This window comes from Arthrobacter nitrophenolicus, from assembly GCF_045833485.1.
Lineage (GTDB): Bacteria > Actinomycetota > Actinomycetes > Actinomycetales > Micrococcaceae > Arthrobacter > Arthrobacter nitrophenolicus.
Genome location: NZ_CP174504.1, coordinates 834,255 through 849,097, shown reverse-complemented (window position 1 = coordinate 849,097; position 14,843 = coordinate 834,255). Strand labels below are relative to the sequence as shown.

Below are 14,843 nucleotides of genomic sequence, written 5' to 3'. Positions count from 1 at the left end.
CACATCACGTAGCACCCCCTGGCATCTTGTAGGATGGACAAGTCGCGCGAAGCTTCGGCCTTACGAGGATTTGGGCTCATAAAAAGTTGCTGCAGGAGCAGAACGCCGAATTTGTGAGCTGGATTACTTCGTATTCCGGATGCGGCCAACCCCCAACCCACAAGGAACAGTTGTGCCTCAAAGTACCCCCACAGATCTCCAGAACCGCACGGCACCATCCGCCGCCGTCGATCCCTCCCTCAGCGCCGAGGGCTACAGCAAAACGCTGGGCAGGCGCCACGTCACCATGATCGCCATGGGCGGCGCCATCGGCGTCGGCCTCTTCATGGGTGCCGGCGGCCGCCTCGCCTCCACCGGCCCGGCCCTGATCTTCTCGTACGCCATTGCCGGCGTCATCGCCTACCTGCTGATGCGGGCCCTGGGCGAGCTCATCATGTACCGCCAGACCTCCGGCTCGTTCGTCAGCTACGCCGGTGAGATGTTCGGCAAAAAGGGCGCGTTCCTGTCCGGCTGGATGTACTTCATCAACTGGGGCATGACCGGCATCGCCGAACTCATCGCCATCGGCCTCTACTTCCAGTTCTTCTTCCCCAACGTTCCGGTGGAGGCCTCCGCCATTGCCGCGCTGGCGCTCCTGGTGGCAGTGAACCTGCTCAGCGTCAAGGCGTTCGGCGAATTCGAATTCTGGGCCTCCTGCCTCAAAGTGGGCGCCATCCTGATCTTCCTGGTGGTCGGCACCTTCATGGTGGTCACCAACGCGCAGGTGGGCGACGGCAACGCCTCCGTGGCCAACCTCTTCGCTGCCGAAGGCGGCATGTTCCCCAAGGGCGCCCTGGTGATGGTCCTGGTCCTGAACGCCGTGATCTTCGCCTACAACGGCATCGAGCTGGTCGGCATCACCGCCGGCGAGATGCAGAACCCGGAACGTGAAGTGCCCAAGGCGATCCGCGCCGTCGTGCTCCGCATCGTGGTGTTCTACGTCGGTTCCGTGACCCTGCTGGCCATGCTGCTGCCCTCGGACCAGTACAAAGCCGGCACCTCCCCGTTCGTGACCGTCTTCGGCCAGATGGGCCTGGGCTGGGTGGGTGACGTGATGAACATGATCGTCATCACCGCCGCCCTGTCCTCCTGCAACTCCGGCCTGTACTCGATCGGCCGCGTCTTCCGCACCATGGCCAACAACGGGCACGCCCCGCAGTGGCTCACCCGGATGTCCAAGCGGCACGTCCCGTACGCAGCCATCCTGGCCATCGCCGCGTTCTACCTGGTGGGCATCCTGCTGAACATCTGGCTGGGCGGCTCGCACGCCTTCGACCTGGCCCTGAACACCGCCTCGATCGGCGTGATCTTCACCTGGGGTGCCATCTTCGCCAGCCAGATCGTGCTCCGGCGCCGCAAGGGCGTCACCTCCAGCCTGCCGATGCCCGGTTCGCCGTGGACCAGCTGGGCGGGCCTTCTCGGCCTGCTGGCCATCACCGTGCTGATCGGCTTCGACACCATGACCAGCAAGACCGGCGAGGTGTTCTACCTGGGCCTGTGGACCCTGGCCACCATCCCGTTCTTCGCGGTGGTCCTCTGGCTCGGCTGGCAGAAGGTCAAAAACAACGAGCCGAAGAACGCGCTCTACAGCTAAACGTTCTTTCGCAACGCACGACGGCGGGACGCCCCTGGGGAGGGCGGGCCCGCCGTCGGCGTTTTCCGGCTGGGCTGTGGGAAATGGTGGTGCCGGACGCCGGGCGGGGGGCAGACTGTGGCGTGTGGGAGAACCCTGGGTGCTGCACGTTGACCTCGACCAGTTCATCGCCGCCGTGGAGGTGCTCCGCCGGCCGGAGCTGGCGGGCAAGCCGCTCATCGTGGGAGGCCGCGGCGATCCCACGGAACGGGCGGTGGTGTCCACGGCGTCCTATGAGGCCAGGGAGTACGGCGTCGGATCCGGAATGCCGCTGCGCATTGCCGCCCGGAAAGTCCCCGACGCCGTCATCCTGCCCGTGGACCAGGACGCCTACCTTGAAGCGTCCGGGAAAGTCATGGCGGTGCTGCGCGCACAGCCGGACGCTACTGTCCAGGTGCTGGGTTGGGATGAAGCGTTTGTGGGTGTGCGCACCGGGGACCCGGACAGCTATGCCCGGCAGCTGCAGCAGGCGGTCCTGGCGGAGACCCGGCTGCACTGCAGCGTGGGCATCGGTGACACGCTGGTCCGCGCCAAGGTGGCCACGACCTTCGGCAAGCCCGCCGGGATCTTCCGCCTCACCGAGGACAACTGGCTCGAGGTCATGGGCAGCCGGCCCACCATCGACCTATGGGGTGTGGGCACCAAGGTCTCGCGCCGTCTGGCCAAGCTCGGGATCGAAACGGTCGCCCAACTGGCCGCATCAAACCCCGATGATCTGGTCCCCGAGTTCGGCCCGAAGATGGGCCCCTGGTACGCGCAGCTGGGCCGCGGCGACGGCGCCCGCGAAGTCGACGATACGCCCTGGGTGGCGCGCGGGCACAGCCGGGAAACCACCTTCCAGCAGGACCTCACCGGGCCCGGGCAGGTTGACGCCGCCATCCGTGAACTGGCCGGGCATGTCCTCGAGGACGTGGCGGCCGAGGGCCGGCCGGTGGTCGGGCTGACGCTCAAGGTCCGCTATGCCCCGTTCATCACCAAGACGTATGCCCGGAAGATCCCGGAGACCTCCGATCCCGCGGAAGTGCTCGCCCGGGCGCTGGACCTGGTGGCCAAGATCGAACCGGACCGCCCCATCCGGCTGCTCGGGCTGCGGGCCGAGATGACCATGCCCGGGGACTCCCGGCAGGGGCACACCCCCACCCGCAGCGGCTGGTGACAATGCGGTTTCCCGGACAAGCAGAACGGCGGCGGATCCGTAGGGGATCCGCCGCCGTTTCTGGCTGTTGCAGCACGCCGTTCGCTGCGGCTGCGCCAGCAAGGAACTAGTCGCGCTTGAACTCGTCCTTGACGCTTTCGCCAACCTTCTTGGCGTCAGCCTTGACCTGGTCCTTCTGGCCTTCGGCCCTCAGGCGGTCATTGTCAGTTGCGTTGCCCGCAGCTTCCTTGGCCTTGCCGCCCATGTCTTCTGCTGCATTACCGATCTTGTCTCCGAGGCCCATGATGGACTCCTTTCGTTTCGCCGATCAACCTGACCTCCTCACCCTAACACGAAGCATGCTTACTATTTCAAGCCCTGCGTGCACGAGCGGGTGCCTGTTGATTGTCAGTGCCCGGGGCTAGGCTCGGAACCATGGAACAAACCACCACCCTCACCCAGCACATCCAGGCCGCTCCGGAGAAGGTGTGGTCCGTCATCACGGACATCCCCGGCTCGGCGGCAACGCTGTCCGGCGTGGAGGCGGTCCAGCTCCTCACGGACGGTCCGTACGGCGAGGGAACCCGATGGAAGGAAACCCGCAAGATGTTCGGCCGGTCGGAAACCGTGGAGATGTGGGTGGACCAGGTGGACCCGCCGCGCAGCACCACGGTGAAGGCCGTCCAGGGCGGGGCCGACTACAGCACGCGCTTCAACCTTGCCCCGCGGGATGGCGGAACTGACCTCACGGTCACGTTCGGGGCAGAGGTTGCCAAACCCACTGCCGCGAGCCGCATCATGATGGCGCTTTTCGGAAAAATGGGCCTGGCGGCCACGCGCAAGGCCTTCGCCAAGGACCTGGCGGAGATCGCGGCGAAGGCAGAGTCCCTGTAGTGGCGGACGCCCGGCCCGCGGCCCGGAAAAAACCGGGCCAGGCGGTTTCTCCGCCCCGGCTTTCGGGGGTGGTGCTGGCGGACCTGGTCGACGAGGCTGCGCCGGAGTTCGTGCGGGGCGGCAAGTACGACGGCGTCCGGTACAGTCGTGCAGTGGCGGACGGCCTGGACCTGACCGGGGCGGACTTTGCCGAGTGCGAGTTCCAGGGCGCGTCGTTCAACGACGCGCAGCTGCGCGGCGCCGGCTTCCGCGACTGCACCCTGCACGAGCTGTACGCCCCCGTGTTCCGGGCGGCGCGGAGCACCTGGCGCGACGTCGAACTCCACAATCCCCGGCTGGGCTCCGCGGAACTGTACGAAAGCGGCTGGCAGTCGGTCCGCATCGACGGCGGCAAGCTGGACTTCCTCAACCTGCGGGGCGCAAAACTCACGGACGTCCTCATCACCGGCTGCATCATCAACGAGCTGGACCTCGGCTCGGCCACCGCCGCCCGGGTGGCCCTGAAGGACTGCACCATCGGCACCCTCGATGTCACCGGCGCCAGGCTCCAGGACTTCGACCTCCGGGGCACCGACTTCAGGGGCATCAGTGGACTCGGCAGCGTGGCCGGCCTGGTCGTCGACGACTACCAGCTGGCGCTCCTGGCACCGCTTCTCGCCGCGCACCTGGGCATCATTGTCCTCTAGCTCAAGTTTTTGTCCACGCATGGCGACCTGCGCGCCGTTGAAGTCGCCAGATGTGGACAAAAACTCCGGAGGTACGCAACCGCAGCCCTCCCGTGTACTATTTACAGAACGAACGGTCGGTAAGTGGTGAATTCCGCGATGCCGGATGCCGATGACAGTGCTGTTTATCGCATGAAGGGTGTTTCCATGGCTGCAACCGCAGGTCCGCAGGCTTTCCTTGTTGGCGGGGTCAGAACGCCGGTGGGCAAATACGGCGGCGCGCTCTCGTCCGTCCGCCCCGATGACCTTGCCGCCCTCGTAGTCCGGGAAGCCGTCCACCGGGCGGGCCTGGACCCGGACAGCATTGACGAGGTCATCCTGGGCAACGCAAACGGCGCGGGCGAAGAAAACCGGAACGTGGCCCGGATGGCCACGCTGCTGGCGGGGCTGCCCCTCCATATTCCCGGAATCACAGTCAACAGGCTGTGCGCCTCCGGCCTGAGTGCCATCATCCAGGCCAGCCACATGATCAAGGCCGGTGCCGCGGACATCGTCATCGCCGGCGGCGTGGAATCCATGAGCCGGGCACCGTGGGTGCAGGAGAAGCCCACCGCCGCCTTCGCCAAGCCGGGCCAGATCTTCGACACCTCCATCGGCTGGCGCTTCACGAACCCGCATTTCCAGCACGGTGCCCTGTCCCGCGACGGCAAGATGACGTACTCCATGCCGGAAACCGCGGAAGAGGTGGCCAGGGTGGACAGCATCTCCCGCGAGGACGCCGACGCCTTCGCCGTCCGCTCGCACGAACGGTCCCTCGCCGCCATTGAAGCCGGCCGGTTCAAGGACGAGATTGTCCCCGTCACTGTCAAGACCCGTAAATCCGAGACCGTGGTGGACACCGATGAAGGACCGCGGCGGGGAACCACCATGGATGTCCTCGCCGGGTTGAAGCCGGTGGCACACGGCGGCACGGTGGTCACCGCCGGCAACTCCTCATCCCTCAACGACGGCGCCTCCGCGATCATCGTGGCCTCGGAGGCCGCCATCGAACGGCTGGGACTGACACCCCGGGCACGCATCATCGACGGCGCCTCGGCCGGCTGCGAGCCGGAGATCATGGGCATCGGCCCGGTCCCCGCCACCCAGAAAGTCCTGAAGCGCAGCGGCCTCAGCGTCGGCGACCTTGCCGCCGTCGAACTCAACGAAGCCTTTGCCACCCAGTCCCTTGCCTGCATCCGCCGGCTGGGCCTCGATCCGGACATCGTCAACAACGACGGCGGCGCGATAGCCCTCGGGCACCCGCTCGGTTCCAGCGGGGCCAGGATTGCGATCACCCTGCTGGGCCGGATGGAACGCGAGGATGCGAGGGTTGGCCTCGCCACAATGTGCATCGGCGTGGGCCAGGGCACGGCAATGCTGCTGGAGAAAGTCTGATGCCGGGCGCCGTGGACCTGGCTGCTGAAAAGTTCCACGCCCTCCTGGTGGAGGAACGCAGTGACCGGGTAGTGGTGCTGCTCAACAGGCCCGAGGTGCGGAACGCCATCGACCAGCAGATGGTGGACGAACTGCACACCGTCTGCACCGCGCTGGAACAGAACCCGAAAATCCTGATCATTGCCGGCACGGACGGCGTCTTCGCCTCCGGGGCGGACATCGCACAGCTGCGGGAGCGCCGGCGGGACGACGCCCTGCAGGGCATCAACTCCACCATCTTCGTCCGGATCGCGAAGCTGCCCATGCCGGTGATCGCGGCCCTGGACGGATACTGCCTTGGCGGCGGGGCCGAACTCGCGTACGCAGCCGATTTCCGGATCGGCACGCCTGCGGTGCGGATCGGCAATCCCGAGACCGGCCTGGGGATCCTCGCCGCTGCCGGCGCCAGCTGGCGGCTTAAAGAGCTGGTGGGGGAGCCGGTGGCCAAGCAGATCCTGCTGGCCGGCCGGGTCCTTGGCGCCGAGGAGGCGCTGGCGGTCAACCTCATCACCGGAATCCATGAGCCGGACGGCCTGCTGGACGCTGCCCACCAGCTTGCGGACGGCATCGGGCGGCAGGATCCGCTGGCGGTCCGCATCACCAAGTCCGTGTTCCATGCCCCGGCCGAGGCCCACCCCCTGATCGACCAGCTGGCCCAGGGGATCCTGTTCGAGTCCGAGGCGAAGTTCGAGCGGATGCAGAAGTTCCTGGACAGGAACGCCGCCAGGAAGGCCGGCAGGGAATCCGGCCTGGAAGCGGGCAGCGAAACCGGAAAGAAGGACCAATGACCAACCCCAAACTTGCTCCCGGACTCCCCGCACACGTCGGTGTCCTGGGCGGCGGCCGCATGGGCGCCGGGATCGCGCACGCCTTCCTGGTCAAGGGCGCCGACGTGCTGGTGATCGAGCGCGACGAGCCGTCCGCCGAGGCAGCCCGCGAGCGGATCGAGGCGGCCGCGGCCAAAAGCATTGAACGCGGCGCCACTGACGCCAACCTGGACGAGATGGTGTCCCGGCTGGCTGTGGGCGTGGACTACGACGCCTTCACCGGCCGGCAGCTCGTGGTGGAGGCCGTGCCGGAGGACTGGGACCTGAAGGTCACTGCCCTGCGCGGCATCGAGGAGCGGCTGGCCGACGACGCGTACCTCGCCTCGAACACCTCGTCCCTGTCCGTCAACGGGCTTGCCGGCGAGCTGAAGCGGCCGGAGAACTTCCTGGGCCTGCATTTCTTCAACCCGGTCCCGGCGTCCACCCTCATTGAAGTGGTGCTGGGGGAGCGCACGTCACCCGGACTCGCGCAGGCGGCGAAGGGGTGGGTGGAGGCACTCGGCAAAACCGCCGTCGTCGTCAATGACGCCCCTGGCTTCGCATCGTCCCGGCTGGGGGTCGCGATCGCACTGGAGGCGATGCGCATGGTGGAAGAGGGCGTTGCTTCGCCAGAGGACATCGATGCCGCGATGGTCCTTGGCTACAAACACCCCACCGGGCCGCTTCGGACCACCGACATTGTGGGGCTGGATGTCCGGCTGGGGATTGCCGAATACCTGCACTCGACTTTGGGGGAGCGCTTCGCGCCGCCGCAGATCCTCAAGGACAAGGTGGCCCGCGGCGAACTGGGGCGTAAGGCAGGCAAGGGCTTCTTCGACTGGCCCAGCTAGGACCGCGCCTTAAGCGGCCGCCTAGTCGAAGAACCCGACGATGTAGCCGATGAAGTAGAGCAACGACAGCAGGACCACGATCCCGATGATCGCGATCCACAGGAACTGTGTGCTCTTCCTGGTCCCGTGCTCGTCGTGCCCCTGCGGGCCGGCGGTGGAGGCTTCACCGGGCGGGGTTTCTCCCGGGGGCACGCCGCCGCCGGGCTCCAGGCCTGTGATCTTGTCGTCCTCCGGGTCCGGATTTGTTCCTGACACGTCAACTCCCTTGCTCGCCGTCCTGGTGCTGTCCCAGCGTAACCGGCCCCGGTGGCGGGGCCTAGGCTGGTGCAGTGACTTTCCTAGAACCCCTTACCCTGACCGGCCGCCATGTAATCCTGGAGCCGCTGGCCGGGGAGCACCACGACGGCCTGGTTGCTGCGGCAGCCGACGGTGAGCTGTGGAAGCTCTGGTACACCTCGGTGCCGGCGCCGGATGAAATGGCCGCAGAGATTCAGCGCCGCCTGGCGCTGCAGGACGAGGGCTCGATGCTGCCGTTCACCACGCGGCTGATCGACCCCGCCACCGGAGGCCCCGGCCGGATCATCGGGATGACCACCTATATGAATATCGACGCCGGCACGCCCCGGGTGGAGATCGGCTCCACCTGGAACGCGGCGTCAGTCCAGGGCACGGGCACCAACCCGGACTCCAAGCTGCTGCTGCTCCGGCACGCGTTCGAGACCATCGGCTGCCCGGCCGTCGAGTTCCGCACGCACTGGCTCAACCACCAGTCGCGCGAGGCGATCGCCCGGCTGGGGGCCAAGCAGGACGGCGTGCTGCGGAACCACTCCCGCACCCGCGACGGCATCCTGCGGGACACCGTGGTCTTCTCGATCCTTGAGCACGAATGGCCCATGGTCCGCGCCGGGCTGGAGCACAGGCTCGCCCGGCGGGGGTAGCCGCAAAGGTTGATGGGGGGCAGTCCTTCGATGCCCAGCTGTTGGGTTTGGGCAGGGTGAAATATTCAAACGATTGAAGGGTGGCTTCAATCGTTTGAACTCCTTAAGGTACTTTTATCCCGCACTCAACGAGGAGTCTCATGAGCGAATCAATCGGCACCGCCGCCGCACCCGTTTCATTCCAATCCGTGATGCGCCCCTTCGGGTGGCGCGACAAAATCGGCTACCTTTTCGGCGACCTTGGGAATGACTTCACCTTCCTGCTCGCATCCTCCTACCTGCTCGTGTTCTACACGAACGTGGCAGGACTCCAACCCGCGCACGTCGGCATCCTGTTCCTCGCGGCCAGGCTCATCGATGCTTTCACGGATGTGGGTTGGGGGCGTTTCCTGGACCGGCACCGCCCGTCGCCTGCCGGCCGCTTCCGTGCCTGGATCGGCAGGGCTGCCTTGCCCCTCGTCGTTGTAAGTGCGCTCCTTTATGCACCCTTCATTGCTGACTGGGACTACGGCCTGAAACTTACGTACGCTGCTGTCACCTACCTGCTGTGGGGTTCCGTCTTCTACACGATGGTCAACATTTCCTACGGTTCGCTGGCATCCGTCATGAGTCCGAACCCGGGGGAGCGGGCTTCCCTCTCAGTGTTCCGCGCTTTCGGAGCAAACGTCGCGGGCCTGTTCGTGGCCCTTGTTCCCCCACTTCTGATCTACGCGACCGTTGACGGGGTTTCGCAGGTCCTTCCCGGTTCCTTCTTCATGACAGGTGTGGGGTTCTCCATCGCCGCGCTCGCGTTCTATGCCATTTGCTACACCCAGGTGCGTGAACGCGTGCAGGCAGTACCCGTGCAGGAAAAGCGCAGCTTCCTGAAACTCCTGCGTTCCCTGGCCGGAAACAGGGCGCTGCTGGGGCTCATGGCCGGAAACCTGATCCTCATGCTTGCGTCGCTGCTCACGATGTCCATGGCGGCGTACCTGTGGCTGAACTACTTCAACAACGGTGCGCTTTCCGGTCCTGCCCAACTGGCGAACTACCTGCCAGGCCTTGTGCTGGCGCCGGTCGCGGCGTGGCTCGCCCGCCGTTTCGGCAAGAAGGAAATCATCGTCACGGGCATGCTCTTCTCTGCCGCTGTTTACATGTTCCTGGCCCTTACGCACGTCACCTCGCCATGGGTCTTCATCGTCCTGACAGTGCTTGCCGGTTTCGGTATGGGTACCTACTCGCTGCTCGTTTGGGCGCTAATCGGCGATGTCATCGATCACGAGGAGGTGCGCAGCGGTGAGCGTGACGACGGCACCGTCTATGCGGTCAACACCTGGGCGCGCAAGGTAGGACTGGCCCTGGCCGGTGGCCTCGCGGGCGTGGCACTGACGGCGGTCGGCTTCCAGGCCGGCTCGCCCACTCAGACCGAGGAGACCATCAACGGGATCTACCTCGTATCCACACTCGTGCCCGGCGTCCTCTACGCCGTTGCCGCTCTCCTGCTGCTCTTCATCTACCCGCTCAACCGCAAACGGGTGGCTGCCAACGTGGAAGAGCTGAAAGCACGGCGGGGCCAATAGCATGACTGCCGGAGCCCGACCAACGCTCAAGGACATCGCCCGCCGTGCAGGCGTGTCCGTGTCAACGGTGTCCTACGCCCTGAATGAGCAGAGCACCCTTCCCCTGAGCGGCACCACGAAGGCGAAAATCCGGCAGATCGCCAGGGACATCGGCTACGTTCCCAACGGCCTCGCCCGATCACTGCAGGCCGGCACCAGCCGTACCATCGGCGTGCTCCTGGACAAACCGGTCACCACGCCGCGGTACGCGGCCATTGTGCAGGGGCTCGTCGAGGGACTGACCGAGCAAGGCCTTCACCTTGCCCTCCTTCATAAGGGCCCGGCGTCACAGTGGGTGGCCGCGGTCCGGGGTTACCAACTCGACGGCCTCATCTTCGTGGGCCACGACGACCATGAGGTGCCAGGCGAGCTTGCGGAGCTCGTTGCCAAGCACAGCGTCCCCTTCGTGGCACTCGACTGCGGGGCCTTCGGAGAGGAGCGCCCATACTCGACGGTCGATTTTGACTACCGGGCCGGCGTCGAACTGCTCATGGCGGAACTTGAACGGAGGGGGACGCGCACCGTCTACTACCTTCGCCCGGATCTGGTGTCCCGTGCGGAGAGGATCCGCGAGCAGGCCGTGTTCTCGGCGCTGGGTCAACGCCCCGAGGTCGCACTGCGGGTGGTTTCCACCGGAATCACGGCAGAACACCTCAAACGCCTCGAGGAGAACCCGGACCAGCAGGCTTCGTACGTGCACGAACTCGCCGGCCGGGTGGAGCAGGCCCTCGGGACCGACGGAGCCGACCCCGGGCACACCACCCTTCTGTGCTCCTGGGGCGCGGATGTGGAGGCCGTATACCGGGTGGCGCAGCGCCGGGACCCGCGCTATACGGTGGCGGGACTTGCCGCCGGCACGCTCACCACAGGGCTCTGGCCGAACCTGGTCTACTCGCGGCTTCCTCTTGAAGGCGCCGGCCGGGAATGCGCACGCCTGATCATGGGCGAGACCAGCACGTCCCCCGTCCACGAACACCTTCTCCTGCCACCGGTGATCGACGCCGGGCAGTCCACGAATTCCGAGACATCGGCGCCGGCAACAGCAGCCGATGAGAAATAAAAGCAAGGAAGCAGGCACCATGCCACGCACCAACGTCATTTTCATCATGTCCGACGACCATGCCGCCCATGCCATTTCGGCGTATGGCAGCAGGGTCAACAAGACGCCGCACCTCGACCGGATCGCCGAGGGTGGCATGCGGATGGACGCCGTCTTCTGCACGAACTCCATCTGCTCCCCGTCACGGGCTTCGATCCTTACCGGCACCTACTCCCACGTCAACGGCGTGTCGTCCATCTGGACGGAGATGGATTACCGCGTTCCAACGTTCATCGATGTGCTGCGCAACAACGGTTACCGCACGGCATTGTTCGGCAAATGGCACCTCGGTGAGCAGGAAGTCTCGGAGCCGCGCGGCTTCGATGCGTGGAAGGTCTTTCCCGGCCAGGGCGATTATATGGACCCCGAAATGATTGATCCGTCCGGCCGCACCATCGAAAAGGGCTACGCGACCGACATTGTCACCGATCTGTCGCTGGACTGGATCGACGAGCGGGGCGAGGATGAGCCGTTCTGCCTCCTGGTGCACCACAAGGCCCCGCACCGCCCCTGGGTGCCTGACGAGAAACACAAGCACCTCTACGCTGACGGGACGATTCCCGAGCCTGAGACCTTCTTCGACGACTATGAGTCACGGAGCAAGGCCGTACGCGGCGTGCACATGACCATCGCTGACGACATGGGTGCCGACGACATCAAAATGGAGGTGCCGGAGCACCTGCGGGGCGAGGAAAACCGTGAAGAACGGATGCGGTGGAAATACCAGATCTACATGCGCGACTACCTTCAGTGCATCCAGTCAATCGACGACAACGTGGGGCGGATGCTCGACCACCTGGAGGCCAAGGGGCTCGCAGAGAACACGCTGGTGGTCTACACCTCCGACCAGGGATTCTTCCTCGGGGACCACGGCTGGTTCGACAAGCGGCTCATGTTCGACCAATCCCTGCAGATGCCCATGCTCATCCGCTGGCCGGCCCAGATCGAAGCCGGCAGCCGCAGCGAAGCGATCATCACCAACGTGGACTTCGCCGCGACGTTCCTGGATGCCTGCGGCATCGACGCAACGAACGAGCTCCCCACCTCGCAGGGGCGGAGTTTTCTGCCGCTGCTGCGCGGGGAGAGCATCGAGGATTGGCCCGACGCCGCCTACTACCGGTATTGGGAACACGATGATCCCATCCACGCAGCGCCCGCCCACTACGGCATTCGCACCCGGGATTACAAGCTCATCTACTACTACGGCGCCGGCCTTGGAGTGCCCGGGGCGTCGGAACGGCAGTTCGAGCCTGAATGGGAGCTCTACGACCTGCGGAACGACCCCACCGAGGTGCGCAACGTTGCCGACGATCCCGCATATGCCGGGATCAAGAGCGATATGGAGCAGAAGCTCGCTGAGTACCAGAAGCGGTACGCGGACGAACCGTACCGCGGAGAGGACACCCCGCGCCCGGTGTGGGGGCCGTATGATGCAGAACTCTTCGCGCAGGTCGAGGCATACGTCGCCGGTATCCGGGCATCCAGCTGACGCAGCAGAATTACCCGGGCATCACCGGCTGCAGCCGGTGATGCCCGGGAGCGATGTGGGAAAGTGAAAAGGATGAACGAGGAGAACCCAGGTGCCGGGTGTTGCGCGCCGGCAGGCCGCGCAGTGTTCACGGGCATGTCGGACAAACCCCTGCCGGAGCCTGCCCTGGCCGATGCAGGGCAAGGCCGCCACCGGATTGAGCAGGCAATTGTCCCCGCCCTGACATTCGGGATGGGGGACTCGCAAGGGGACGAGAACCGGGGCGACGGCGAAACGCCCGTCCACCAGGTAACCCTGGAGTCATTTTCAATCGACGCGACGAGCGTGACGAACAACGACTTTGCGCGGTTCGTCGAGGCGACCGGCTACCGCACCGAAGCCGAGGCTTGGGGCTTCTCCGCGGTCTTCCATCTTGCTGTGGCGGCACCGGAGGAAGACATTATGGGCTCTCCGCCCGGGACGCCCTGGTGGCGGGGCGTGAAGGGTGCGGACTGGCGACATCCGGGGGGACGCCACTCCGGTATCGACGGGCTCGGGGACCACCCGGTGGTCCATGTCAGCTGGAATGACGCGGTGGCGTACTGCCAGTGGGCTGGCCGGGCTCTTCCGACGGAAGCGCAGTGGGAGGCTGCATCGCGTGGCGGGCTCGATGGTGCAAGGTTCCCCTGGGGAGATGACCCGCACGGTGACGCGTCTTTCCCGATGCCCACCACCAAGCCGCGGGCCGGCGAATCCTGGCGGATGAACATCTGGCAGGGGCCGTTTCCGGCCGAGAACACCTGCCAGGATGGATTCCTCACCACAGCACCCGTGCGCAGCTTTGAACCGAACGCTTATGGGCTCTGGCAGACCATCGGGAATGTCTGGGAATGGTGTGCCGACTGGTGGAGCCCCGGCTACTACCGCATTTCTCCTGCCATCGACCCGCGCGGACCGGACAGCGGCCAGGTCCGGGTCATGCGGGGAGGCTCGTACCTGTGCCACGACTCCTACTGCAACCGGTACAGGAACTCTGCCCGGTCCTCGAACACGCCGGACTCGTCAATGGGCAACGCGGGGTTCCGCACCGTGGGCAGGACGTCCGGGGCGGCGCACACCGGTGAATGACGTCGATCCCCGCCGGGCAGGGGCATAGGCTCGCCCGGCGGGGATGAGGTCTTGGCTACTGCCGGACCAGTTGACCCAGCTTTACTGAAGCCAGCAAGGCTGACGCGTAGGCGCGGTGCCCTTCGAGGTTGGGATGGAAGCTGCGGGGGTCCAGTTGCGGCCTACCACTTGAATCGAGATACGTTCCGAAGAAGATCCAGGGATCCGTGGAATTAACCTCGTGTCCGGCAAAGCGCTTTGTCACATCAACATAGACGGCGTTCGTGTCGTACTCATCGTTCGCGAGGTCCACGGCGTCTTCGATGGCACCGTTGATAGCCAGGGTTCCGAGGTTGATTAGTTCCTGACTCGTTAGAGGGATGGGGAGGGCAACAGGCGGGTCGGTTGTATCGAAGAGCAGCGGGTAACCGAGGACGATGATCGTCGCATCCGGCGCGGCTGCCTGGATTGCCTGATATGTCTCAGCCAGCGCCAAAGTGAGCGCAAAGAGGCTTTCCTCTGAAGTCGCCGCGTTGACGGCGTTGCGGCAATCCGTTGGGCTGAGTGTTGCGCAGATCCCGATGATTTGTGCAAATCCCAGATCGTTTGCACCTGCGGTGATGCTCACCAGCTCCGCTTCCGCTAGCGCGGCCAAGGTTGCTGGATCGCTGAGCTGGGAGGCTACGCTCGTTGGCCCCCCAGTAAGCTCGGCACCGCTACAAGCGGCGTTAACGAGCAGGTTGACGCGGCCAGTCTTCGCCGTTAGGTCCACGTAGCCGCCCGAAGTCCGGATGCACGTCTCGGTGTCGTCGTAGGGTCCGGCTCCAATGCCGGCGGTATATGAATCGCCGAGCGCAACATAATCGACGTTAGGCGGGGGCGCAGCGTCAGCGGGGATGGCCGTGAAGCCCAGGGCCATGGCCAGGGTGGCAAGGCCGGCCGCAAAAGCTGATTGACGCCGTCGTACTGGTGCAATTCCCATTGCGTTCTCCTTTGAACAGCCTAAGGCACAAGCGTGTAGGTGTACGTTACGCCTGGCGGGGGCAGCCGTCATTAGGGTCCGGCCCCGCAATTCCCCCAAATCTCCCCCAATCGTGACGTGCGTCTCCTGTGACTGGTGTGATTAGCTGGCCGGGT

The 14,843-nt window shown here is 65.4% G+C and carries 15 protein-coding genes; 12 read left to right on the top strand and 3 right to left on the bottom strand.

The features are described from left to right. Nucleotides 1-172 precede the first annotated feature (172 nt). Together ACJJV6_RS04010 and ACJJV6_RS04005 are read left to right on the top strand one after the other, a co-directional pair. A complete protein-coding gene (locus ACJJV6_RS04010; protein WP_407710001.1) occupies nucleotides 173-1,633 on the top strand; it encodes an amino acid permease in 1,461 nt (486 codons plus the stop codon). A gap of 139 nt (nucleotides 1,634-1,772) precedes the next feature. Beyond that, a complete protein-coding gene (locus ACJJV6_RS04005) occupies nucleotides 1,773-2,828 on the top strand; it encodes a DNA polymerase IV (RefSeq protein WP_407710464.1) in 1,056 nt (351 codons plus the stop codon). 106 nt (nucleotides 2,829-2,934) lie between these two features. Here ACJJV6_RS04005 and ACJJV6_RS04000 read toward each other — a convergent pair whose 3' ends face one another. Next, nucleotides 2,935-3,111, bottom strand: a complete 177-nt coding sequence (locus tag ACJJV6_RS04000) for a CsbD family protein (RefSeq protein WP_009356651.1) — start codon at nucleotides 3,109-3,111, stop codon at nucleotides 2,935-2,937. Between the two features lie 131 nt (nucleotides 3,112-3,242). Between ACJJV6_RS04000 and ACJJV6_RS03995 the strand changes: the two genes are divergently transcribed. From ACJJV6_RS03995 to ACJJV6_RS03975, 5 genes are all read left to right on the top strand, one after another. Further along, nucleotides 3,243-3,701, top strand: a complete 459-nt coding sequence (locus ACJJV6_RS03995; protein ID WP_009356650.1) for an SRPBCC family protein — start codon at nucleotides 3,243-3,245, stop codon at nucleotides 3,699-3,701. Beyond that, nucleotides 3,701-4,387, top strand: a complete 687-nt coding sequence (locus ACJJV6_RS03990) for a pentapeptide repeat-containing protein (RefSeq protein ID WP_009356649.1) — start codon at nucleotides 3,701-3,703, stop codon at nucleotides 4,385-4,387. The genes ACJJV6_RS03995 and ACJJV6_RS03990 overlap by 1 nt, the downstream gene beginning before the upstream one ends. 186 nt (nucleotides 4,388-4,573) lie before the next feature. Next, complete coding sequence (locus ACJJV6_RS03985) at nucleotides 4,574-5,800, top strand: thiolase family protein (protein WP_035751888.1); 1,227 nt, start codon at nucleotides 4,574-4,576, stop codon at nucleotides 5,798-5,800. Continuing rightward, nucleotides 5,800-6,627 (top strand): enoyl-CoA hydratase/isomerase family protein, encoded by an 828-nt coding sequence (locus ACJJV6_RS03980; protein WP_009356647.1) that lies wholly within the window; start codon nucleotides 5,800-5,802, stop codon nucleotides 6,625-6,627. Before ACJJV6_RS03985 ends, ACJJV6_RS03980 begins: the two co-directional genes overlap by 1 nt. Further along, nucleotides 6,624-7,496 (top strand): 3-hydroxyacyl-CoA dehydrogenase family protein, encoded by an 873-nt coding sequence (locus ACJJV6_RS03975; protein ID WP_133349021.1) that lies wholly within the window; start codon nucleotides 6,624-6,626, stop codon nucleotides 7,494-7,496. Before ACJJV6_RS03980 ends, ACJJV6_RS03975 begins: the two co-directional genes overlap by 4 nt. 21 nt (nucleotides 7,497-7,517) lie before the next feature. On the opposite strand, the gene ACJJV6_RS03970 is transcribed toward ACJJV6_RS03975, so the two are convergent. Next, on the bottom strand, nucleotides 7,518-7,751 hold the full coding sequence (locus tag ACJJV6_RS03970) for a DUF6480 family protein (protein ID WP_009356646.1): 234 nt from the start codon (nucleotides 7,749-7,751) through the stop codon (nucleotides 7,518-7,520). A 74-nt stretch (nucleotides 7,752-7,825) separates the two neighbouring features. Here ACJJV6_RS03970 and ACJJV6_RS03965 point away from each other — a divergent pair, with 74 nt between their 5' ends. From ACJJV6_RS03965 to ACJJV6_RS03945, 5 genes are all read left to right on the top strand, one after another. Then, nucleotides 7,826-8,434 (top strand): GNAT family N-acetyltransferase, encoded by a 609-nt coding sequence (locus ACJJV6_RS03965; protein WP_009356645.1) that lies wholly within the window; start codon nucleotides 7,826-7,828, stop codon nucleotides 8,432-8,434. A gap of 140 nt (nucleotides 8,435-8,574) precedes the next feature. After that, entirely contained in the window at nucleotides 8,575-9,993 is a 1,419-nt protein-coding gene (locus ACJJV6_RS03960; RefSeq protein WP_009356644.1) for an MFS transporter, read from the top strand. A 1-nt stretch (nucleotide 9,994) separates the two neighbouring features. Then, nucleotides 9,995-11,092, top strand: coding sequence for a LacI family DNA-binding transcriptional regulator (locus ACJJV6_RS03955; RefSeq protein WP_133349029.1), 1,098 nt, complete (start codon nucleotides 9,995-9,997; stop codon nucleotides 11,090-11,092). A gap of 19 nt (nucleotides 11,093-11,111) precedes the next feature. After that, the gene (locus ACJJV6_RS03950; RefSeq protein ID WP_035751882.1) at nucleotides 11,112-12,620 is read left to right on the top strand and encodes a sulfatase; all 1,509 of its coding nucleotides are present in this window, start codon (nucleotides 11,112-11,114) and stop codon (nucleotides 12,618-12,620) included. Nucleotides 12,621-12,755: 135 nt separating this feature from the next. Further along, nucleotides 12,756-13,727 carry a formylglycine-generating enzyme family protein gene (locus ACJJV6_RS03945; protein WP_354175913.1) on the top strand — a complete coding sequence of 324 codons (972 nt, stop codon included), beginning with the start codon at nucleotides 12,756-12,758 and terminating at the stop codon, nucleotides 13,725-13,727. Between the two features lie 55 nt (nucleotides 13,728-13,782). On the opposite strand, the gene ACJJV6_RS03940 is transcribed toward ACJJV6_RS03945, so the two are convergent. Continuing rightward, the gene (locus tag ACJJV6_RS03940) at nucleotides 13,783-14,688 is read right to left on the bottom strand and encodes an SGNH/GDSL hydrolase family protein (RefSeq protein ID WP_009356642.1); all 906 of its coding nucleotides are present in this window, start codon (nucleotides 14,686-14,688) and stop codon (nucleotides 13,783-13,785) included. Between the last annotated feature and the right edge of the window lie 155 nt (nucleotides 14,689-14,843).

Excerpts from the sequence above, each read along its gene's own strand:
- ACJJV6_RS03955 (WP_133349029.1), top strand. The coding sequence starts at position 9,995 with ATGACTGCCGGAGCCCGACCAACGCTCAAGGACATCGCCCGCCGTGCA.
- ACJJV6_RS03945 (WP_354175913.1), top strand. The coding sequence starts at position 12,756 with ATGTCGGACAAACCCCTGCCGGAGCCTGCCCTGGCCGATGCAGGGCAA.
- ACJJV6_RS03980 (WP_009356647.1), top strand. The coding sequence starts at position 5,800 with ATGCCGGGCGCCGTGGACCTGGCTGCTGAAAAGTTCCACGCCCTCCTG.
- ACJJV6_RS04000 (WP_009356651.1), bottom strand. The coding sequence starts at position 3,111 with ATGGGCCTCGGAGACAAGATCGGTAATGCAGCAGAAGACATGGGCGGC.
- ACJJV6_RS03975 (WP_133349021.1), top strand. The coding sequence starts at position 6,624 with ATGACCAACCCCAAACTTGCTCCCGGACTCCCCGCACACGTCGGTGTC.
- ACJJV6_RS03950 (WP_035751882.1), top strand. The coding sequence starts at position 11,112 with ATGCCACGCACCAACGTCATTTTCATCATGTCCGACGACCATGCCGCC.
- ACJJV6_RS03960 (WP_009356644.1), top strand. The coding sequence starts at position 8,575 with ATGAGCGAATCAATCGGCACCGCCGCCGCACCCGTTTCATTCCAATCC.
- ACJJV6_RS03995 (WP_009356650.1), top strand. The coding sequence starts at position 3,243 with ATGGAACAAACCACCACCCTCACCCAGCACATCCAGGCCGCTCCGGAG.
- ACJJV6_RS03940 (WP_009356642.1), bottom strand. The coding sequence starts at position 14,688 with ATGGGAATTGCACCAGTACGACGGCGTCAATCAGCTTTTGCGGCCGGC.
- ACJJV6_RS03985 (WP_035751888.1), top strand. The coding sequence starts at position 4,574 with ATGGCTGCAACCGCAGGTCCGCAGGCTTTCCTTGTTGGCGGGGTCAGA.